The sequence below is a fragment of the Alishewanella maricola genome (genome assembly GCF_016343785.1).
In the GTDB taxonomy this organism is placed as follows: domain Bacteria; phylum Pseudomonadota; class Gammaproteobacteria; order Enterobacterales; family Alteromonadaceae; genus Alishewanella; species Alishewanella maricola.
The window spans coordinates 1-21,411 of sequence record NZ_JAEINI020000015.1 but is presented as its reverse complement, the minus strand read 5'-3'; the positions used below and the strand labels follow the sequence as shown (position 1 = coordinate 21,411).

At 43.7% G+C, this 21,411-nt stretch carries 18 protein-coding genes, 2 tRNA genes and 1 pseudogene; 6 read left to right on the top strand and 15 right to left on the bottom strand.

All coding sequences use genetic code 11. The annotated features are described in order from the left end of the window. Positions 1-100 precede the first annotated feature (100 nt). A complete protein-coding gene (gene pyk, locus JAO78_RS15145; RefSeq protein WP_226752207.1) occupies positions 101-1,537 on the top strand; it encodes a pyruvate kinase in 1,437 nt (478 codons plus the stop codon). Between the two features lie 80 nt (positions 1,538-1,617). Here the strand turns inward: pyk and JAO78_RS15140 are convergent, their stop codons facing one another. Then, on the bottom strand, positions 1,618-2,589 hold the full coding sequence (locus JAO78_RS15140; RefSeq protein ID WP_226752206.1) for a DMT family transporter: 972 nt from the start codon (positions 2,587-2,589) through the stop codon (positions 1,618-1,620). 163 nt (positions 2,590-2,752) lie between these two features. Between JAO78_RS15140 and JAO78_RS15135 the strand changes: the two genes are divergently transcribed. Beyond that, positions 2,753-3,748: a 6-phosphofructokinase gene (locus tag JAO78_RS15135; protein WP_226752205.1), complete on the top strand. Its 996-nt coding sequence runs from the start codon at positions 2,753-2,755 to the stop codon at positions 3,746-3,748. Positions 3,749-3,756: 8 nt separating this feature from the next. On the opposite strand, the gene JAO78_RS15130 is transcribed toward JAO78_RS15135, so the two are convergent. From JAO78_RS15130 to JAO78_RS15115, 4 genes are all read right to left on the bottom strand, one after another. Beyond that, positions 3,757-4,575 (bottom strand): LytR/AlgR family response regulator transcription factor, encoded by an 819-nt coding sequence (locus tag JAO78_RS15130; RefSeq protein ID WP_226752204.1) that lies wholly within the window; start codon positions 4,573-4,575, stop codon positions 3,757-3,759. Continuing rightward, positions 4,568-5,659, bottom strand: a complete 1,092-nt coding sequence (locus tag JAO78_RS15125) for a sensor histidine kinase (protein ID WP_226752203.1) — start codon at positions 5,657-5,659, stop codon at positions 4,568-4,570. Before JAO78_RS15125 ends, JAO78_RS15130 begins: the two co-directional genes overlap by 8 nt. A gap of 135 nt (positions 5,660-5,794) precedes the next feature. Further along, the gene (locus tag JAO78_RS15120) at positions 5,795-6,262 is read right to left on the bottom strand and encodes an Mpo1 family 2-hydroxy fatty acid dioxygenase (RefSeq protein WP_226752202.1); all 468 of its coding nucleotides are present in this window, start codon (positions 6,260-6,262) and stop codon (positions 5,795-5,797) included. A gap of 71 nt (positions 6,263-6,333) precedes the next feature. Continuing rightward, complete coding sequence (locus JAO78_RS15115; protein WP_226752201.1) at positions 6,334-6,732, bottom strand: acyl-CoA thioesterase; 399 nt, start codon at positions 6,730-6,732, stop codon at positions 6,334-6,336. Positions 6,733-6,876: 144 nt separating this feature from the next. On the opposite strand from JAO78_RS15115, the gene JAO78_RS15110 reads away from it, so the two are divergent. Next, a complete protein-coding gene (locus JAO78_RS15110) occupies positions 6,877-8,643 on the top strand; it encodes a M61 family metallopeptidase (RefSeq protein WP_226752200.1) in 1,767 nt (588 codons plus the stop codon). 23 nt (positions 8,644-8,666) lie between these two features. Here the strand turns inward: JAO78_RS15110 and JAO78_RS15105 are convergent, their stop codons facing one another. The 3 genes from JAO78_RS15105 to JAO78_RS15095 all read right to left on the bottom strand — a co-directional run bounded on the left by JAO78_RS15105 (position 8,667) and on the right by JAO78_RS15095 (position 10,653). Then, positions 8,667-9,503, bottom strand: coding sequence for a M23 family metallopeptidase (locus JAO78_RS15105; RefSeq protein WP_226752199.1), 837 nt, complete (start codon positions 9,501-9,503; stop codon positions 8,667-8,669). Next, the gene (locus JAO78_RS15100; RefSeq protein ID WP_226752198.1) at positions 9,463-10,323 is read right to left on the bottom strand and encodes a 6-pyruvoyl trahydropterin synthase family protein; all 861 of its coding nucleotides are present in this window, start codon (positions 10,321-10,323) and stop codon (positions 9,463-9,465) included. Before JAO78_RS15100 ends, JAO78_RS15105 begins: the two co-directional genes overlap by 41 nt. A gap of 72 nt (positions 10,324-10,395) precedes the next feature. Beyond that, positions 10,396-10,653 (bottom strand): hypothetical protein, encoded by a 258-nt coding sequence (locus JAO78_RS15095; protein WP_226752197.1) that lies wholly within the window; start codon positions 10,651-10,653, stop codon positions 10,396-10,398. 189 nt (positions 10,654-10,842) lie between these two features. Between JAO78_RS15095 and fabA the strand changes: the two genes are divergently transcribed. After that, complete coding sequence (gene fabA, locus JAO78_RS15090; RefSeq protein WP_226752196.1) at positions 10,843-11,355, top strand: bifunctional 3-hydroxydecanoyl-ACP dehydratase/trans-2-decenoyl-ACP isomerase; 513 nt, start codon at positions 10,843-10,845, stop codon at positions 11,353-11,355. A gap of 70 nt (positions 11,356-11,425) precedes the next feature. Here fabA and rmf read toward each other — a convergent pair whose 3' ends face one another. The 5 genes from rmf to rlmKL all read right to left on the bottom strand — a co-directional run bounded on the left by rmf (position 11,426) and on the right by rlmKL (position 18,017). Further along, positions 11,426-11,608, bottom strand: coding sequence for a ribosome modulation factor (gene rmf, locus JAO78_RS15085; protein WP_226752195.1), 183 nt, complete (start codon positions 11,606-11,608; stop codon positions 11,426-11,428). 298 nt (positions 11,609-11,906) lie between these two features. Then, the gene (locus tag JAO78_RS15080) at positions 11,907-13,721 is read right to left on the bottom strand and encodes a DUF3466 family protein (RefSeq protein WP_226752194.1); all 1,815 of its coding nucleotides are present in this window, start codon (positions 13,719-13,721) and stop codon (positions 11,907-11,909) included. A 17-nt stretch (positions 13,722-13,738) separates the two neighbouring features. Next, entirely contained in the window at positions 13,739-15,655 is a 1,917-nt protein-coding gene (gene uup / locus JAO78_RS15075; RefSeq protein ID WP_226752193.1) for an ATP-binding cassette ATPase Uup, read from the bottom strand. After that, positions 15,655-15,903, bottom strand: coding sequence for a glutaredoxin family protein (locus JAO78_RS15070; RefSeq protein ID WP_226752192.1), 249 nt, complete (start codon positions 15,901-15,903; stop codon positions 15,655-15,657). Before JAO78_RS15070 ends, uup begins: the two co-directional genes overlap by 1 nt. Further along, a complete protein-coding gene (gene rlmKL, locus JAO78_RS15065; protein WP_226752191.1) occupies positions 15,903-18,017 on the bottom strand; it encodes a bifunctional 23S rRNA (guanine(2069)-N(7))-methyltransferase RlmK/23S rRNA (guanine(2445)-N(2))-methyltransferase RlmL in 2,115 nt (704 codons plus the stop codon). Before rlmKL ends, JAO78_RS15070 begins: the two co-directional genes overlap by 1 nt. A gap of 206 nt (positions 18,018-18,223) precedes the next feature. Between rlmKL and JAO78_RS15060 the strand changes: the two genes are divergently transcribed. Together JAO78_RS15060 and JAO78_RS15055 are read left to right on the top strand one after the other, a co-directional pair. Then, positions 18,224-18,300: transfer RNA gene (locus tag JAO78_RS15060), tRNA-Met, on the top strand. Positions 18,301-18,384: 84 nt separating this feature from the next. Beyond that, a tRNA-Met gene (locus JAO78_RS15055) sits at positions 18,385-18,461 on the top strand. Positions 18,462-18,814: 353 nt separating this feature from the next. Here JAO78_RS15055 and JAO78_RS15050 read toward each other — a convergent pair. Next, a complete protein-coding gene (locus tag JAO78_RS15050) occupies positions 18,815-19,984 on the bottom strand; it encodes a hypothetical protein (protein ID WP_226752190.1) in 1,170 nt (389 codons plus the stop codon). Between the two features lie 149 nt (positions 19,985-20,133). Next, a pseudogene (locus JAO78_RS15045) lies at positions 20,134-21,255 on the bottom strand (EH signature domain-containing protein); the annotation flags it as partial. Positions 21,256-21,411 lie beyond the last annotated feature (156 nt).

Genomic DNA, 21,411 nt, shown 5'->3' with positions numbered 1-21,411 from the left:
CGTTTTTGTAATTTTAATTCAGTTTTCTGCTAGGTTATGTAATAAAATTACATTAGACTAAGTAGTAAGCTATTCACAGCTTCAACAGCAGGAGTTTTCGATGCTCAGAAGAACAAAAATCGTCGCCACCCTCGGCCCCGCAACTAATACGCAAGCTATCCTAGAAAAATTGATCAGCGCTGGTGCTAGCGTTTTTCGTTTAAACTTTTCTCACGGAACGGCAGAAGATCACAAGCAACGTGCTGAGATGGTCCGAGCTGCCGCGGCTAAGTTAGGCGCCAATGTCGCCATCTTAGGCGATCTACAAGGCCCTAAAATTCGGGTTTCAACCTTTAAAGATGGCGCCATCATGCTAGAAGAAGGTCAAATCTTCGTGCTAGATGCCGCTTTAGGTAAAGGTGAAGGCGATAACACACAAGTGGGTATCGATTACAAGCAACTGCCACAAGATGTCGTTGCCGGCGACTTACTGCTGTTAGATGATGGCCGAATTGTATTAAAAGTAAATGACGTGCAAGGCGAGCGCGTGATCACTGAAGTCACTATCGGTGGTAAATTAAGTAACAATAAAGGGATCAACCGCCAAGGTGGTGGTTTAACCGCCCCTGCCCTGACTGAAAAAGACAAACGCGACATTATTACTGCCGCTGAAATTGATGTTGATTACCTTGCCGTCTCTTTCCCGCGTTCTGGTGATGATTTACGTTATGCCCGTGAACTTGCCGTGGCAGCAGGCTCTGAAGCCCGCATTATGGCAAAAGTAGAACGTGCTGAAGCCGTTGCCGATGATGAAACCCTCGACGACATTATTCGTGCTTCTGACGCCGTGATGGTAGCACGTGGCGATCTGGGTGTTGAGATAGGCGATGCTGAACTGGTTGGCCAACAAAAACGCATTATCGCGCGTTCACGTCAATTAAATCGCATTGTGATCACCGCAACGCAAATGATGGAAAGCATGATCGAAAGCCCGATGCCAACGCGTGCAGAAGTCATGGACGTGGCCAATGCTGTGTTAGATGGTACTGACGGTGTCATGTTATCTGCTGAAACTGCTGCAGGTAAATATCCGATTGAAACCGTCAAAGCCATGGCGCGCGTTTGTATTGGTGCTGAAAAACACCCATCAGTGCAAAGCTCTAAGCATCGAATGAACTTAAACTTCACAGAAGTCAGTGAAACTATTGCATTGTCTGCGATGTATGCGGCAAACCATTTACCAGGTATTAAAGCCATTATTGCGTTAACTGAATCAGGCTATACTGCGAAGTTGATGTCTCGTATCACCTCACCACAGCCTATTTATGCGCTATCGCGCCATACCAAAACCCTGAACAAAATGGCGATGTATCGTGGTGTTTATCCCGTGCATTTTGACAGCACCGAAGTAGAAGCCTTGTCTTTAGCTGATGAAGCCATCAAGGTGATCAGAGAGAAAGCCGGTTTAAAATCAGGTGACTTAGTCATTATGACGCACGGCGATGTGATGTTACAGGTTGGCGCGTCTAATACCTGCCGCATTGTGACCGTTAAATAAGTTTTTGTATCATTAGCAAAGGCCCTGCATTGCAGGGCCTTTTTGTTTAGCGTGTTTAATATTTTGGTCGTTGTCTTGTGTCATAACACATCGCGTTGTAGTTTTCTCACACGGCGTGCTTCGCGATATTGTACGAACTGCGGTGCTAAAGCCGTTAAAGCAGAGCCCATTACCACTAGGATAGCGCCTAACCAAGACCAAATATTCAGTTGCTGTGGCACCAACAACGTCGGCCAAATTGCGGCGACCACATTGGCACTTAAAATGGTAATTAACGGCGTAATCGCCAGTACCGCACTGACCTTCGAGGCTTCCCAATGGTGTAAGGCTTCGGCAAAAGCGCCATAAGCTACCACCGTGTTTAAACAACAAAACAGCAGCAATGACCATTGCAGTACACTTAATTGCCCCAGTGGCGTGAAGTCTGACACCGGAATAAAAGCAATACTCCCGGCAAAGTAAATCAGATACATAATTTGCTTAGAACTGTAACTGACCAACAACTGTTTTTGCGCCAACGCATAGGCGGCCCAGGTAATGGCCGCAAAAATGACTAAGATCACTCCAAGCGTTTCATTGCTGGCCTGCACAATTAAACTGAGCAGCCGCTCGTTAAAAAATAATAACAAGCCACTGACCAACAATATGGCGCCTACGCGTTGCCAGAGTAACAAACGTTCTTTAAAAATAATAATACCGCCAAGCATCATTAAAAATGGCGCTAATTGTATTAAGGTTTGCGCGGTTTCTGCGGTTAAGTTATTCAGACCAGATAAATATAAAATGTAGTTTAGCAGCAAGCCCACCACGGCAATGGCCATTAAGATAAAGATTTTGCGCTGTTTCATTAACGCCAATGACGGCAACTTACCTCTTAGTCCAAGCCAAACCCCTACCATCAAAGCCGCAAACAAAAAACGAATGGCAGTAATGGTATTGGTGGTAAATACCTCCAATAGCACTTTTAATGCGATGGGTAATATCCCCCATAGCACGGCAGTGGTTAAGGCGAGTAAGAAACCGATCAAGGTTTTACCGGTAATTTGATGCATGCCGCAGGTTTTCCTAAACAAAATAACGAATCAACAAGAAGGGTTTATATTGTCGCTTAAAACTCGGCCTACTGTCGCGGTGTTTCTATCAAATTGCGATAAATCAAAGTAAATTAGAGATCTGTCGTTATAATCAAGGCTTATGGCAAAGGAGAATAATTATATGGCTACGATTAAGCGGATTGCATTACTGACCTCAGGCGGAGATGCGCCAGGAATGAACGCCGCCATCCGAGCCGTGGTGCTAACGGCGGCGGCGTGTCGTATCGAAGTGATCGGCTTTGAGCACGGCTACATCGGTTTATTAGAACAAGAATACCGCACCTTACTACCGCAGCATGTGCATAATATTATTCAACGCGGCGGCACCATATTAAAAAGTGCACGTTGCCCTGCTTTGCAAACGCCAGAAGGCCCCAAACTGGCCGCCGATAACCTACAGCAATTGAATATCGATGCCTTAATTGTGATTGGTGGCGATGGTAGTTTTCGAGGTGCCTTGGAAATTGCCCGGTATTATGATGGGCAAATTATTGGCGTGCCCGGCACCATTGATAATGATGTTGATGGCACCACCAACACCATTGGTTATGCCACAGCCATTGATACAGCACTGGATGCTATTGATAAAATTCGCGATACAGCCGATGCCTTTGAACGTATTTTTCTGGTGGAACTGATGGGGCGTCACAGCGGTTATATCAGTTTAGCCGCAGGGATTGCCGGCGGTGCCGAGCAAATTATTTGCCCTGAGTTTAGTCAAATCACGCCCAAAGATTTACGTCAAATCACCACGCCAATACAGCATGCTCAACTGTTAATGGGCAAAGCCAGTTACATTATTGTGGTGGCTGAAAACAGTTACCCTGGCGGCACCACCGCGCTGGCTGAAGCACTCACCAAAGCGATTGGTATTGAATGTCGCGCCTGTATTTTGGGGCATATTCAACGTGGCGGCAGCCCAGTTGGCGCAGATCGCATCTTAGCCACTAAACTGGGTGCTTATGCAGTGGAAGCCTTACAACAAGGAGCGCATTTACAAATGGCCGGTGAAGTACACGGTGAGGTAACCCTGTACCCACTGGCTAAAACCGGCGATCGCACTAAGGCGATTGATCCTTACTTAGTGCGCTGGCAACAGCAAGTGGGCAGTTATTAAAGGGGCAGTTAATGGCTAAACACTTGTTTTACACGGTCTTTGTAACTACGGCTAACCTTAACCGCTTGGCCATTAGTTAACAGTAATTGATGTTCGCCATTGCTAAGCATTTGCAGTTTAGCAATGGTTTGTACATTGACAATAGCCGAACGATGCACTCGCACAAATTGCCTTGGATCTAATTCGCTCTCTAATTCTTTCATGGTACGGCGTAAAATATGGGTTTGGCCATCGCGAGTATGAATACACATATAATCGCCCGCAGCATCTACCCAATCGATTTCGGCTACCGGTACCCGAGTGATCTCACCACTGTCTTTAATACTGATCGCTTCAGGGAAACGACTGTTCACCACGGGCTCTGCTTTATCTAAACGCTCTAAGATGTGATTGGCTTGATCACCGGTTAAACGCGCCACCGCCGCCGCCAGCTGATCTTTATGTTTTTGATTGTCAGACGCCCCATGATAAGTAATCACCTTGTCTACCGCCGCTTTCAGCCGATCCGCTTCAACAGGCTTTAACACATAATCTAATGCATTCACTTCAAAAGCATTAAAGGCATATTGATCATAAGCCGTCACAAAGACGATGTAGGGCAATTTAATTTCTTGCGCCTGTAATTGTTTTAACACTGCAAAACCGTCCATGCCTGGCATTTCGACATCTAGAAACACCAAATCGGGTGACAGCTCAATAATGGCTTTTAATGCATCAGGCCCGTTCGCACATTCTGCAATCACCTTCAATTCAGGAAATGCAGCTAATCGAACTAACATACCTCTGCGCGCTAAGGGTTCGTCATCCACTACGATTACATTAAGCATGTTCAATATCCGTCTTCTCTAGTTGTAATGGAATTCTGATATTCACTTTTACACCTTGCGGTTGATTATGAGTTAATACCAAAGCAAAATCATTGTCGTACAACGCAGCCAGTCTTTCTCGTGTATTCACTAATCCAACGCCACTGTCCGTGTTGTCAGCCGCTTTAACTAAGCCATCAACTAACGGCATGCCTGGGCCATTGTCGGCCACCTCAAGCAATAGATCATGGCCAAAGCGTTTGGCTTTGATGGTGATCTCGCCTCCATCCACTTGACTTGCCACCGCATACTTAATGGCGTTTTCAATTAATGGCTGCAAAATTAAACTGGGCACTAAAGCTTTTTCGGTGCCAGGCTCTAAATCGATCACTATTGCTAGTCGTTCTGAGAATCGCACCTTTTCAATTTCTAAGTACAACCTCGCCGCATAGATCTCTTGCTCAAGCATGACCTTATTAATCGGGTCTTTATACAGCGAATAGCGTAAGAAATCGCTTAAACGGCTGACCATCTTATTGGCAGTATCGTTATCGTTAATTAATACTAAGGTTGAGATGGCATTCAGTGTATTAAATAAAAAATGGGGGTTTAGCTGATACCGTAGCATTTTTAATTGCGCTTCATGCGCTTTATTCATCGCCGTAAGCAGTTTTTGTTTTTCTAGTTGTAAGGTTTGATAGTACTTAATACCAAAATACAAGCCACTCCAACTAAGCATAACGTAAAAGGCCACGGGCGTATCACGGATATATAAAAACCAGTCGGCTGGGCGATAGCCATGTCGATAGATCTCCCAATAGTTAAAATTGCGGATCACCGTCCAAACTAACGCCGTTAATAATGCCGCTGCCAAAATAACCAGCACCATTTTCCACGGTTCCCAGAACCAGACTTTACGATAAAGATAGCGCAGCGGTATGGTTAATAACCAACCAACATAGGCATCGAGGCTAATCACGATCAGAAAAGCATCTCGGGTGTCTAACATCAGAGAGCTGAGATAATTGACTATAGCGAAACCGAGCCAGCCGAGAGAATGCAGGATCCAGAATTGTCGGTTTCTATCTTCGAAAAGTTTATTCAATGTTGACGCCGGTTTCTATCATAATAGAGATGCATTATAACGATAGCTGCGCATAATGCCTCGGCTACCTGCCGTATACAACCAGACATTAATCGCAACTTTGGCCATAAAACCGCGCACACTTCACAAACTAAATTAATAGCGAATGCGAAAACGTTGCAAAATGAAACCGAGTAACCAGGCAGGACCAATCAACAGAAAGGCCAGATCTTGAAAGAATGACGGTTTTTTACCCTCAATTTTGTGGCCAATAAATTGTAAGATCCACATCAATACAAACACCGCAGCGGCAATTTGCCAAATGGCAAACAGGCTTTGTTGCTCCAATGCTCTTAGCGCTGTCACCACGGCAGCGGTAAAGATGGTCATGCCAAGGCCTAAACTAAAAGCGAGTAGAAAGTAAAAAAGTAACGCGGGCATTACCAGTAACAAAGCCCAATTAATGCCCTGCTCTGCCAAGCCTGAAAATGGCATAGGGATCTGCCACAGCAAACCCAACACCGACGCGTAAATAAGCGGCACCGCTACCCAATGGATGGCTTTATTCACCGAGTTTTGATGACTAACGGCGTATTCACTAAACCACTCTGTTGCTGTCTTCATGTGGCTAACTCTCTGGCAGGGCTAATTTTTAATGCAACATAACAAGGTCAGGCCAGTTATACAAGTGCAACTTAGCCTAGCACCGGTGTGGGTTTGCGATCTTCATCTAAAGCGACAAAAGTAAAGCTACCAGAAATGGCTTTGTGTTGATTGTCGTTGTACATGTTTTCAACAAAAATATCGACCTGCACTTTAATACTGGTACGACCGACGTGCGCAACACGGGCAACTAACTCGACAATATCTCCCGCCGCAATGGATTCTTTAAAATCAACGCGATCGGAACACACGGTAACTAATGGCTTACGACAAAAACGCGTCGCCGCAATAAAAGCGGCTTCATCCATCCAAGCTAGGGCTTCACCACCGAATAACGTATTATGATGATTGGTGCGCCCAGGAAATACCGTTTTTGTCACTCGAGTAACCGCATATTCCATGCGCTTTATGATGAGGGCTTCGTTAGACATAAAATTCCTTAACTGATAAATGGTCATATTATACGTGATGTCAGCCCTGTGTGCTGAACACTTGTGGCACATTTGGTAATTTAATAACGAAACGGCATAATAGTGTTCAATTAGCCGTTAGCATAAGCCTTTGGAGATCCCGTTATGTCAGCCGTGCAGTATGAAATAACCTTTGATGATATCAGTGCGCATCTACTCACCCTATCGCTGCATTTTGAGCCTAGCAGCGCAATGCATCAGTTAACCCTGCCGGCTTGGATCCCTGGCAGTTACCTTGTGCGGAATTTTGCGCGGCATATTGTCAACATCAATGCTTATGATGCCGACGGTGAACTTCATCTGGCGCAACGTGATAAACAATCTTGGCAGCTCAGTTGTGGGCAACAACCGGTCACCGTAACTTACCAAGTTTACGCTAATGATTTATCGGTTCGCGCAGCCTATGTTGATGATGAACTGGCAGTGCTTAACCCGGCTTGTCTGTGTTTAAACGTCAGTGAAATGACGGCACAGCCCCATTCACTGACCCTGCACAAACCCACTGATCTTCGCTGCGCGGCATGGCGTGTTGCTACGGCCATGCCCAAAGCAACTCATACCGCCCCGCTCGACTTTGGTTGTTATCAGGCTGATAACTATGATCATCTGATAGATAGCCCCTTACTGGTGGGCATTTTCAATGTGCAGCAATTTAATTTGGATGGTGTGCCGCATTACGTCGTGGTCAGTGGTTATAACCTGTATGATGAAGCGCGCTTAACTGCCGATGTCGCTAAGCTTTGCCAGGTACAGCGCGATGTATTTGGCGAATTGCCGCGAGATTTAGATCAATATTGGTTTTTACTTTGGGTGACCGAGCAAGGCTATGGTGGCTTAGAGCATAAATTTAGTACCTTGTTACTTTGCAATCGCTATGACTTACCTGCAGTACAACAAACAGAATTAACCGAAGCCTATCAGAATCTGTTGGGCTTATTCAGCCATGAATACTTTCATACTTGGTGGGTAAAACGCTTAAAACCACAATGTTTTACGCCCTATGTCTTAGATAAAGAGCAGTACAGTCGGCAATTATGGCTTTATGAAGGTTTTACCTCTTACTTTGATGATTTAGCTTTAGTTAAAAGCGGTATTATCGAGCAAAGCCGTTATTTAACGGTGTTAGAGAAATTAATTACTCGGGTCAGTCGCAACCCCTCAGATAGTCAGCAAAGTTTAACGGATAGCAGCTTTACGGCGTGGACTAAATTTTATTTACAAGATGAGAATGCGGTTAACAGTGTGGTCAGTTATTACGCGAAAGGCGCGTTAGTGGCCTTATTGCTAGAGGCTGAACTGCAATCTAAAGGATTAAATTTGGCTGCTTTTTGCCGACAACTGTATCAGCAGCATGTTGCAACAGGCACCTCGGATAACGCTATATTCGAGCAACTCATCGCATGGCAATTACCCGAACTCGCTGCCCAATTGACGAGCTGGATCAATGAAGCCAAACCCTTACCGCTGGCAGCAACCTTGGGCAAACTAGGCCTAACCTTAACACAGCGCGCGCCCAGCAGTTTTAGCGATCTGGCCGGTGAAAGCAGTAAGGTCGTGCCAGCCAGTTTAGGCTGCAGCCTTAAAACGACAGCGCAAGGCGTGTTTATTCAGCAATTATATCGGGGCTCGGCTGCCCATCAGGCCGGATTAATGAGCGGCGACCAATTAGTGGCCTTGGGCGGTTATAAGATCAGCGAAACGAGTTTAACGGAGCTAATGCTACGTTTACCGCTAGGCTCTGTGCAGCCGTTATTCATTTTTAGAAAAGATCGATTACTCGAGTTGGCACTACCGATACAACAGGCTGCACCAGGAGTTGCCATGTTAAATGTAGCTAACGAAGTAACAGTAAAACACTGGTTGTCGAGTTAAAACTCAACAACCCTTTTTTAGCTTTAAGGGGTAAGCGCTAAACGCTGCGTTTGGTTTGGCGTAAATTCGGGTAACAACAGTTGCGGGTCAAGCCGCTCTTGAAACCAATTGATACGCCAATCTAAATGCGGGCCGGTAACGCGGCCTGTCGCCCCAATATCGGCAATATGTTGGCTTTGTGCTACGGTATCCCCAACCTTTACTTTAATGGCATTTAAATGCATAAAGGTTGAGCTCACCCCAAAGCCATGATCAACAATTACCGTTAACCCTGAAAAATACAGATCTTCAGCCAGTAACACCTTACCTGCCCATGGCGCAAATACCGGTGCACCTATCGGAGCGGCAATATCTAAACCAAAATGTGGATTGCGCGGTTGGCCGTTAAACACACGTTGACTGCCATAAACTCCACTGATACGCCCTGCTGCTGGGCGCACGGGCTCAGCGAAAATGGCTTGAAGTTCAGTTAATGTGCTGCGAACTTGTCGAACTTTAGCACTATCATTGGCAATGCGCGCGCTGACTTCTTTTGGCGGTGCTACATACTTTTGCTCCACGCCGGTGATCCGCTGAATATCGTATTCTCTGGCGGTAAAGCGCAGCGGAAATTGCTGTTGCTTGCCTTGATGTACCACTTTAAGTTGATGTTGTAGTGCAGCATCACGGCCAATACCAAAAACAAACTGGCCTTGCGCACTAACAACAACCGGTTGCTCGTTAAACCATACCTCGGCCCCAACAGGGGCTTGACCGCGAATTAAGCTGCCTTGGGTTAACGTGCCATTTAACACCACTTCCGCGGCGTTAGCCCCAAGACTAATCGCGCAGAGCAATAGCGCCTTTACCCACACCTTCATAAGCTACCACCTTATATTGTTTACTGCCATTGGCCGCTTTTAACTGATCGGCAATAAAATCGGCCAGACATTCTACCGTAGTATCACAAGGCACAAGTTCACAATGACAGGCAGGTATACATAACTCGAACCAACCTTGGGTAGCCTGATAACGGAAGCTGTAATCATCGCTTTCCGGCGTTAAATACGACAAGGCTTCGGCCGAAACGAGATCGTCATTACTACCTAAATAAATATCTTCCCAGCGCTCGCACCACATTTTATTTAAGCGTGGCACTAACATGCCATCTTCAAAGATTTGAATAGTAGAGCGATGTCCATGGGCAATACGTTGACAGTTACCATCGTGTTTTTTCAAACCATGACTGTAATGATAATAAAAACCGCGCATCGCTTCGCTGCGTAATTTTAAAACGAGTTTAGCGACATTATCAGGTAACAAGGGTTTGATTTGTTGCTCAAGATAATGGGCTACCGTTTGCTCGTTAATCTCTGTACCGGGAATAAAAGCAAAAGCAGAAGGCGGACAAGCGAGTTGTATGGTGCCGCGTTCACTTTGATAGTGCAGCACAATCATTTGCTCTGCTTCACTGTAACGAAGCGCAGGACACGCCGCAGCAACGGCTAACTTGTGATCAACTAATTGGTCAATCGCTTGTTTAATCACTTTTTTCACTTTAGCAAAATCGAACACCATAGCGGTGTCATCTAAAGCACCATGTAGCTCGACATCGACAATAAAGCTTTCACCCAACATGCCACGCTGCCGATGCAGATAAGAAAAATCAATTACGGTAAGATCCTGCACAAATAAAATCATGGCGCCTTCCTGAAATAAGCTTCAAGCAAAAAATGAAGCCTATTATACCTTTACCACACGGTGGCGTCACTTTTAGCGTTTATGTTCATTTAACCAGCTATTTAAAATCCCCACTTGGCCAAGTTTATGTGCGGCATACATTAAACGCAGCGCATTGCTCAAAATAGTGCTGTCGTTCCACTGCGTTTTTTGCACAATATCTTCGTAGCACTTTAAGGCTTCTGGTGTTAAATAGCCGCGTAATTCTTTTTTACCGGAGTCTTTTTGCCTATCACGGTAGCGTCGTTGTTTTTCTGCGTTACTTAACGCCGGCTTTTTTTCATTACTCATGGGACACTCCATCATAACGCGTTACCCGCACCTGCTTGGTGTCGGAGTGTGGCTGGTTCAGTTTCAGCGCTGAACAAACCGTTTTAGAATGATTTACCTGCAGAAATCGTTAATACTATAACAAATCGGACTTGTTTAGCGTACAGCTGTTCGCTAAGCTGATGATGCATTTTTATTGGATAAACATACATGACTAAGAATAGCTTTTCAAAAGAAGATTTAATCGCTTGCGGCAACGGTGAATTATTTGGCCCAGGCAACAGCCAACTCCCTTCTGACAACATGCTAATGATGGATCGCATAGTGCACATCTCTGAAGAAGGCGGTTTATATGGTAAAGGCCAAATCATTGCCGAATTAGATATTACCCCTGAGCTGTGGTTCTTTGCTTGCCACTTTAAAGGCGATCCGGTTATGCCAGGTTGTTTAGGCCTTGATGCCATGTGGCAACTGGTTGGTTTTTTCTTAGGTTGGGCCGGTGGCCCGGGTAAAGGGCGTGCTTTAGGTGTTGGTGAAGTGAAATTTACTGGTCAAGTATTGCCAACGGCGAAGAAAGTGACTTACACCATCAATATGAAGCGTGTGATTAAGCGTAAACTGTTTATGGGGATTGGTGACGGTGTAGTGAGTGTTGACGGACGCGATATCTATGCAGCAACCGATCTTAAAGTTGGATTATTCCAAGACACTTCTAGTTTTTAATCTGTTGTAATGACAATAAAAACCACAAAGCCCCGTTAATTTCGGGGCTTTTGCATTTCAATTTAAGACATCAAGCGCCTTTACTGAATAATCCTACGTTACGATCTTCTATGGCCTCCCGCCAGCCACCTAACCACTCAGAACGAGCGTCTAAATTTTGATAAGGACAAAGTTCTTTTGAACGGCCGGTAACACCAGCACGATAACCTTGAGCATGAGCACGTTCCAGACGATCACGTTTTTGTCTTTTCATACGGCAATCTTCCTCACAATTTTTATTTAGAAATAACACTGCGCTGCCATAACAGCTAAATGTTACATTTAATAGATAGTCAAAGACGGCAAAAGGTTCAAGCGAAATTACTATAATAAACAACTTGACTTTGACTAACAGCATGAGAAGTAGTCGGTTTTTGCGGTTGTTTATTTTTAGATGGAAGTGCTATAAGGCAAAGTGAATTTCAAACATAAAAGCATAAAGCGAAGTCGATGAGGTTATGCAAACAAAAAAGCTGCCGAAGCAGCTTTTTTTATGCCGTAAACTTAATAGCTTATCGGTTTAATCGCGCGCGGCTGCGACGACGTAGAAAAGGTAAAGTACCCAGCAACATCAACAATAACGCTGAAAGTGAACCGGCGTTACGTTCATAGGTATTGTCTTCGGCATTACAGTCTTCAACTTGGCCGTTAGCAATAGGCTGTAAAAGTACGGTGGTCGCTTGCTCAGATTCAAACACATCACCGTTTTCATCAAGCACCGGCTCGCCATTATAACCATACACCACTCGATTAATTAGCGCGGTTGCGGTGATCACACCATCATCATTAATTGAACTCGCTTCAACTAAGGTGTAAGGCGCATCACATCCCACTAAACTGTTCAAATTAGTAAAGGTGTTACTGGCGTTATCGTACAGAAAAGCATTAATACGGCGTGAGGTAGTACCGCCTACAATCACTTCAGCTCGGCCAACTACCTGACCTTGGTTATTCATATCCAGCGGTTCAGTACCTGAACTACTGAAAAAACCCTCAGGAAAACGCAAAGTTTGCGTGTTCATATCATAAGTAAAAAAACGTGAGCGAACACTGCTATTAATGTTTTTCAGCGCATAGCCCGCTATTAAATTCTGATTATTAATATCAGTAGCGACACTACCCACCCATTCTTCAGTATCAATAAAGCCTGTCACGCTGTCACCATTAAAAATGGTGGCATGTGGCGCACTGTAAATAATTCGGAATTCACCACCAAAACCATCTAGAAAGGTCGTAACACGGCTGGTGTCTGAATATAACGAACTACCGACAGCAATACCGCTGTCATTAACAGCATTAGCCCGGCTGTAATATACCGGCACGGTATAATCTTCAGAGGCCGTTGCTGCTGAACCAGTACCTTTCTCACCTAAAAAGCCCCAAGTGCGATTTAATACCGCTGTACCCTCTGGTGAATATTGCCAAAGAGCAGCACGCTCTTCATAACCCTCGGTATAAGTGTCTACCGTTCCATATAAACGTACTTTGCTTAACAAGGAAAGCACATTCACGCTTCTAGCAGACAAAACTTGATTTAAACAGTACTGCAATGGCTGACTAAAGCCAGTACAAATTGAATCAATGGTTTCTTGAGTGGTTGTAGTAATACCGGTAGAGGTAAAACCCGCCACCAGATTAGTGTTATTAATATCAAGGGCCGCTGACATGCCGCCACCATAACTTGAAAACTGTGGCGGTAAAGCGGTGCTTTGCTGACCATTAACAACATAGCCGAACAAGTAGCCGGCTTCGGGGATCCAGGCAGTATAAGGATTGGCTGGTTCAACCGGCTCTTCACCTTCAGCTACCGGCGCAGCCGTGGGCGTAAAAGTGCTTTTAAAGGATGGCGCGGTGGCAATACCTGCAATATAACCGCTGTTGTTCGCGGCATAAGCAAATTCATCGTTATTTTTGGTCTGCTGCGTATCACGCAACACCACTTGCGATTGCCCAGCGTTTTGCGTTTGGCGTATGACACGCGTTAAACCAACAGGCTGGATAGTGACAAAAGCTTGTGAACTAAGATAGTTGATTAACGTGGATTTAACCGTGGAACTAAAGATCCCATTATTAATTTCTTCGATCTGCTCATCAGTAAATAGCGCTAAGATGACTTCACTCTCAAAATCGATTTCATCAAGATCAATTTCAAAGTCTAATAAGGTACTGCCATTTAAAATTACTTCACCCTGAGGCGTTGCCGCAACACCCGAGGTGGAACGAACTTTAGTGGTAGTATCTAATTCAACGATCTGATACACCGCGGCTTGCGCCGTAAATACTGTCAGCAACGGCAATAATGCTAAGCTGATCGGTGATAATTTCATGCATGGCCCCTAAAAATTTACGAAATTGCAGCTTCTAATTCTTCCCAGCGCGTGTACGCTTGCGCCAGCTTCGACTCGGTATCTTGTAATAGGTTCAATCTTTGCTGTGTGTGCTCAGCAGAACCTTTGAAAAATTCGGCGTCGTTGACTTCCAACTGTAAGGCTTTGACTTGTTGATCAAGCTCTTCAATTAAGGCAGGTAACAACTTTAGCTCGCGCTTTTCTTTGTATGATAGCTTTTTACCATTGTTAACAGAAGCCTGTATCGGCTTTTCCTCAACTTGGCTGTTGTTTTTATCATTATTTTTTACTGGCGCTTTGCTGTTTTGCGCCGTTTGTTGACGTTTTTGCCAAGCAATGACTTCGTCATAACCACCGGCTAATTCAATAATTTTGCCTTCACCGGCAAATAATAATGAGCTGGTTACGGTATTGTTAACGAATTCACGGTCATGGCTAACTAACAACACGGTACCTTGATACTGCTGTAATATATCTTCTAACAGCTCTAAGGTTTCCACATCTAAATCGTTAGTCGGTTCATCGAGGATCAATAAGTTACTTGGCCGCGCAAACAATTTCGCCAATAACAAACGGTTTTTCTCACCACCCGATAAAGCACGCACGGGTGTTCGCGCGCGCAATGGCGGGAACAAAAAGTCTTGTAAGTAACTTAATACATGCCGCGTTTGACCATTTTGGGTAATTTCTTGTTTACCATCCGCCACGTTATCTTGCACCGTGGCGTTTAAATCTAACGCCATCCGGTGTTGGTCAAAATAAGCCACTTCTAAATTGGTACCGCGCTTAATCTCGCCACTATCTTGCTGGTAATCACCTAACAGTAATTTGATCAAAGTGGATTTACCGACACCGTTTGGCCCTAATAAAGCAATCCGATCTCCGCGCATCACCAACAAATCTAAGTCATTCAATACTGCTTTACCACTAAAGGCATGGCTTAACGCTTTGGTTTCAAATACTAACTTACCAGAGCGCGCCGCTTGTTCGATATTAAAATCGACCTTGCCTAATTGCTCAACCCGAGCCGCGCGTTCTTGCCGTAATGCTTTAAGCGCACGTACGCGGCCTTCATTGCGGGTGCGGCGCGCTTTAATACCTTGGCGGATCCACACTTCCTCTTCGGCTAAACGTTTATCGAATAGTGAATTATGTTGTTGCTCGTCTTCTAGCATTTTTTGCTTACGATCGAGGTATTCTTGATAATTACCGGGGTGCGAAGTGAGCTGACCACGATCTAAATCGATAATGCGGGTTGCTAAGGCGCGAATAAACGCCCTATCGTGCGAGATGAAAATTATCGCGCCGCCAAAGCTTAATAAAAATTGCTCTAACCAGTTAATAGCAGCTACATCTAAGTGGTTAGTAGGTTCATCGAGTAACAAAATATCGGGCTTGGCAATTAACGCGCGGGCTAAAGCCGCTTTACGTAACCAACCTCCTGATAAGGTCGCTAAACTGTTATTGCCGTCCATTTCAAACTGTTGGCAGAGCATTTCAACGCGCGCTTCTAAACCCCAACCATCGCGGGCATCTAAATCAGCTTGCAGGCTTTCAAATAAGCGATATTCGGCATCGCCGGCACCGTCTAAGTTTTCAGATAAGGTATAAAATTGCTGTACTTTATCTGCTAAATCGCCGGCACCTTCCCGAATAAAATCGGCAATTTTCACGTCCATTTTCGCCGGGGGATCTTGCTCTAAACGGCTTAAAATAACGCCGTTAGTCATAACGATTTGGCCATCATCTAAGTTTTGTTGACCGGTCAGCAATTTTAAAAAAGTTGATTTGCCTGCACCGTTGCGGCCCACTAAACACACGCGCTCGCCGCTGAATAAACTAAAATCGACTTGATCTAATACCGGGTTGGTACCAAAAGCCAAGCTCGCCTGTTGAAAACGTAATAACTCCACTACTTTGTATCCTTAAGCCAATGCTGTAACTGTGCCGCTGTAAAAGGCCAATAAATTAAGGTTTCATTACCTTGCTGATCGGTGCCAGCCAGCACCGGGATATGCACCCGAAAACGCGCTAGCAATTGTTCATCGTCGATAATATCCAGAACCTGAGTTTGCTCGGCAATGCCTGCTGTGAATAACAGGCTTTCTGCCTCTTCGCACAGATGGCAACCCCAAGTACTGTAAAGGGTATAAACGGCCATTAACGCGTTAACTCAAAACACACGTGAATGTGCGGATTGCGTTTAAAATCCTCTGGTAAGGTAGCGGCAGAAATATCTTTTACCTGCCAACCAGACTCGACTAGGGCGGCTTGATCAATTTTGAAACGCCGCTTGTTGTTCGAGAAAATTACCTTGCCACCGGGTGCTAACCGCCCTATCAACATATTGATTAATTTCACATGATCGCGCTGTACATCCCAATTGTCTTCCATCCGCTTTGAGTTAGAAAAGGTTGGCGGATCCACAAAGATCAAATCATACAAACTGCGATTACGTGACAGCCACTGTAAACAATCAGCTTGCTCAAACTGATACTGATTACCTTGTAGGCCATTCAGCATAAAGTTGCGTTTTGCCCAATCTAAATAAGTATTCGACATATCGACGGTAGTAACACTCGCCGCACCACCCATACCAGCGTGAACAGACGCGGTGCCGGTATAAGCAAAGAGGTTAAGAACCGTTTTGCCTTTAGCCTGTTGCTGAATAAGCCGACGCGTTAAGCGGTGATCTAAAAATAAACCGGTATCCAGGTAATCACGCAAGTTAACCAAAAAGCGCGCGCCATATTCTGACACTTCTTTATATTGCCCCGCTTTAGCCATGGCTTGATACTGATTGCTACCTTTTTGCTTTTCCCGCACTTTTAAAATCATTTTATCGGATGTAATACCTAGTACCGTAGGCACTTGATTGACCACATCAAACAACCGTTTTTGCGCAATACCTTCATCAACTGTTGCCGGTGCCGCATACTCATGCACCACCACTTCACCGTCGTACCAATCTACCGCGACGTTATATTCAGGAATATCGGCATCATATAAACGATAACAATTCAGGTTTTCGCGTTTTGCCCATTTTTGTAATTGTTTTAAGTTCTTCGCTAAACGATTACCAAAGGAGCTGCTTTCGCTATAAAACAACGACGGCGCACTTGAGCTGACCGCTACTTGTTTTTCAGTTAATTCAAATAAGGTGAATTCACAATCCAATGGGCCGTTGGTAAATTTGTAAGTTTTACTTTTTGATAAACGCAATGAACGCAGTAAATCGGCATTTGAGGTAATAATGGCTAGACGCCAACCTTGATAATGTTGTTTTAACGCTAAAGCAAATTTGCTGTATAACGGAATTAAACTGGGTAAATCGCCTAACCGCTCACCATAAGGCGGGTTAGTGACAATCACACCCGGTTGCTCGCTAACCGCTTTTTGTAATGCCGTGGCATCACCATAATCGACACTGACTAAATGTGCGACACCAGCACGCGCAATATTCTGCCGCGCTTTACCTAATGCGCGCTCGTCGGTGTCCCTGCCATAACAAAGTATCTGATCGGGTAAACTACGCTCTTGCGCCTTCGCGGCGGCTTTAAGTTGCTGCCATATCGCGGCACGATGGCCAGGCCAGCCTTCAAAAGCAAAACGCTCGCGCTGTAAGCCGGGGGCTTTATTCAGCGCAATTAAAGCCGCTTCAATAATAATGGTACCGCTACCGCAAAACGGATCAAATAACGGTTGCTCGGGTGTCCAGCCCGAACGCTTTAATAATGCGGCCGCCAGATGTTCTTTTAATGGCGCTTCCCCCTGCCCGGCGCGATAACCACGCTGATGTAATGATGGGCCAGAGAAATCTTGCAAGAAATGAAAGAAGTTTTTCTCTAAACGTACTTGAAAGCGCATATCGGGGTTTAACCGGTCGACATCTGGACGCTGACCGGTTTCTTCGCGAAATTGATCGACGATGGCATCTTTTAAACGCATACCGCCAAACTGGCTATTATCGATAGTGGCGTGTTTACCTACGCAATCTACGGCAAGCGTTTGTCGAATGGTCATGAGCTGTGGCCAATCGATTTTTCGGGCCACTTGGTAAAGATCGGTTTCTGCTGTTACCGGCTCTGACTGGATCAGCCGCATAATACGGGTAGCTAAGCGCGACCATAAGCACAACTGATAAGCGCTGCTTAGCTCGGCTTTAAAGCGCACCACACCCATAGAAACTTTTAATACTTCGCCTTGATGTGAACGTATCTCATCGGCTAACAGCTCTTCGACGCCTTTTGACGTTAAAGCCCAGAATTCCAGCATAACACCCAACCTTCAAATAAAATGGCCAGTAGTATAACAGAATGTGCTTTAAAGACGTTTGAAGAATTATCGTTAGCAACGATATTGATGTTAAAAACAACAAGCCGCTGCTTAAAGCAGCAGTTGACTGCCATTCGCTAAAATTTTGCAATTAACCGCTTGCATCGCTTATCTAAAAACACTAAGATGCGCCCCGCAATGACGGACGCGGGATGGAGCAGCCTGGTAGCTCGTCGGGCTCATAACCCGAAGGTCGTCGGTTCAAATCCGGCTCCCGCAACCAATTGTGACCAAGTTATTCTAAAGGTCATCAATTAACGTCTTGCAAATCAACCCATTATCTCTACTGCTCGGGGATAATATCGGACGCGGGATGGAGCAGCCTGGTAGCTCGTCGGGCTCATAACCCGAAGGTCGTCGGTTCAAATCCGGCTCCCGCAACCACTTTACACTTCTTAATAACTCACTGATAAATATAAATTTCCCTTAAATGGGGTTTCTAGCATTTAACTTTCGCACACTGTTGTGACGGATCTGTGACAAAATTTTCATTAAGCTCAAAATCAAATACCCTGCCTGTACCTAAAATCACTTATTTTTGACCTTTACCTTAAAATCCTTAGTCACAAAAGCCATGCACAGCTTTATGTGACAAAATAATACTTTAATTGTTCTTAATTAATATTAAAGACAGCGGCATTTATTAAGCAATACTCATAATATTTAACCACTTAACCTATTGAGGGGATTTTAAAGTAGTAATTAGTATGGGTGTGGTTTTGTGACAAATAGAGCAATTATGATTGCTCTCCGTCTATAGCATTTTCTGGTAACTTAACGCAACTTTTCTTGATAACTGGACTAGATCGACTTTTAATCAAATTAAATATTCTGGCTACAATAAACTTGATGAGTTTAACTAAGTACCATAATACACTTACAAGCCAAACTATTGATCCAAATAGAAATGCTATTGCTTCTATTAGCACTCGCAAAATTTTAGATATAGGTTTTGCCAGTTTTGGTGCCAACTTTATTACGCCAGCAAACTTAGCCTTGGTGACCGCTGATAACTTTGACAATCTTGATAAGTCAGTAAGGTCATCTGCTACTGTTAGCCCCCTAGACAGGCCAACAAAACCAGAATTACCTCTGATGACTCTGATATCATTTAATGCACCAGCTAACGGTTTAATCGCTTTAACATTCACCGTTTTTTTTGCAAGGACATATAGCTCATTAAGCTCTTTAGTATCTGCCGTCTTCAAGTCAATACTTTTGATTTTTTCAGACAAGCCTTCAATCACCTGCTTGTTAATAATCTTATCTGTATGCCCTTTTAAAACCGTCTCAAGTTTTTTTGATAACTTACCTGAAGTCCGAATAACTTTCAGACTGGTTGTACCTACCCTAGCAGTTATACCGGCTAATGCCGAAGCCCCAGCATTTGTAAAAGAAGAGACTGTTAATGCCGTTGCAGTGATACCTACCAAAGATAGACCAACCGTAAATGAGTCATAATTAGGGTAGGCATCAAGTTCAATGGCCAGATCACGAAAGTCACTAATACCGGTAAAGTCTGATGCTACTGCTCCCGCAAAACCTGCACCCGATGAAACATCACCCGTAATAGCGCCTTGCCAAGCTTGCCGGCTATTTCTGCTAAATGTTGACCAGGTAGAATTCTTATCCTCAAGCGACTTTATCAATCCCTCATTAAACGTCACGTTTTGATCTGTACCTATTTCATAAATTTGATTTGCTAACTCAATGTCATCTTCTTCGATTGCAATGCTCAACTCCTGGTTATATTTTTCATCTGGAATAAAGCGCATATGCATGCGTACAATTGCTTCACTTGTGTGCTGGTAAATGAAAAATGAGGCAGAATCGTAGGCCAGTGGCAGCAATACAAACCCTGAACCCGAGAAAAGGGCAAGTAAAAAGAAAAAACGAATAACTTTCATAGATATCCCTATATATAGCTTTCCATAATGATAGTTCTTCAACCTTAACATCTTCTGGTTGACCAGATGCTTTTTTTTGAAGTTTATTCTTAAGCATTATGCTCTTTATTTCGCATCTGACTGCTTAGTAAAGACAAATTGGCCGAACGTTAGATGGTGTAGTTATATTTCGTAAATAAAAAAATGTTAATGTATTTATAGTTTTTAGAAGGCAGTTGCTTTTTTGAGTAAACTAACGGTGATTTTCGATTTTTTTCAAACCCATAAAATTTCAGCATTTTTTCTAGCTCTTCGTTTTTTTGTTTAAGTCGAACACCTACTATACCCCATGTAACACTTTCATCGATGAATACACCACCATCTTTTATTGCTAGTTTTATAACCTCAGATTCATCAATAAGAAGATTTTTACTTGCACTTAAATGTGATGCCATTGATTCATAATTATTAATCGTAGAAGGGCTAATAACTTGAACATTATTTGAATTTTTTGAACTTATCAGAATACCTGGTTCGAAATTACTTAACTTAATTTTAGAAAAAGTTGCTGCTTCAAATTCAACGTCAGCAGTTAATTCGTCGTACATAAACGAAATGTAACCACTTCCTAACTCTTGTCTTACTTTATGAATAACCATTTGCCCTTGATGAAATTTATTAGAACCACGATTTAATTGTTTATTATGCAAACTAATTATCTCAGCTCTTTCCATTTGATGTGCATGGGATAATGGGGGGAGACCCTCTTTTTGTGAATAATCTTTTTTAAGAAAGTCATTAATAATAAATTTTCGTAAAGAGATAGCAGGTGTAATACCAAATTTTTTCCTTAACATCATTTCACATGAATTTTGCCAGAACTTCATGTGGTCGTGCTCTGCTAATATTGGCAAAGAATCAAGCTGCTTCTGAGAGGTTACCCTCAAATTACCTCTTAACAATTCAATATTATTATTTTTTTTATCTACAACTCGAACACCTGAAAAACCACCTCGGAGAAATTCTAAAACAAAATGATTTTCAAATTCCAAAGCGCAAACTTCACAGTTTGCGTCATCTATTTTTTGCAATGCCATATCATCAGTATTAAAACCGAGTTGAGTTAATATGGCATAAGTTAAACTGGGTACAAAAACAGAAAACCCTAAAAATTTATCAGAGTAATTAGACCAAAAGGTAACTCTACTGTTTAATTGTCTAATATCTCTCTCGTTTAAAGATAATCTAGACGCGACGTCGGTTTCAGTAAGTTGGGTGATTAGTTTTTTAAAATCTGAAAAAGACCGCCTTCAATTCATTTCCGCTGCAGCGCTGGCTTTAAAGCTATGAAAGTTAGCGTGCACCGCATCGTCGTTATAAAAAATTATTACTTCTTCATATGCATAGACAGCGGAAATGGCTTCCTACTCAAAAAGACTATTAACACT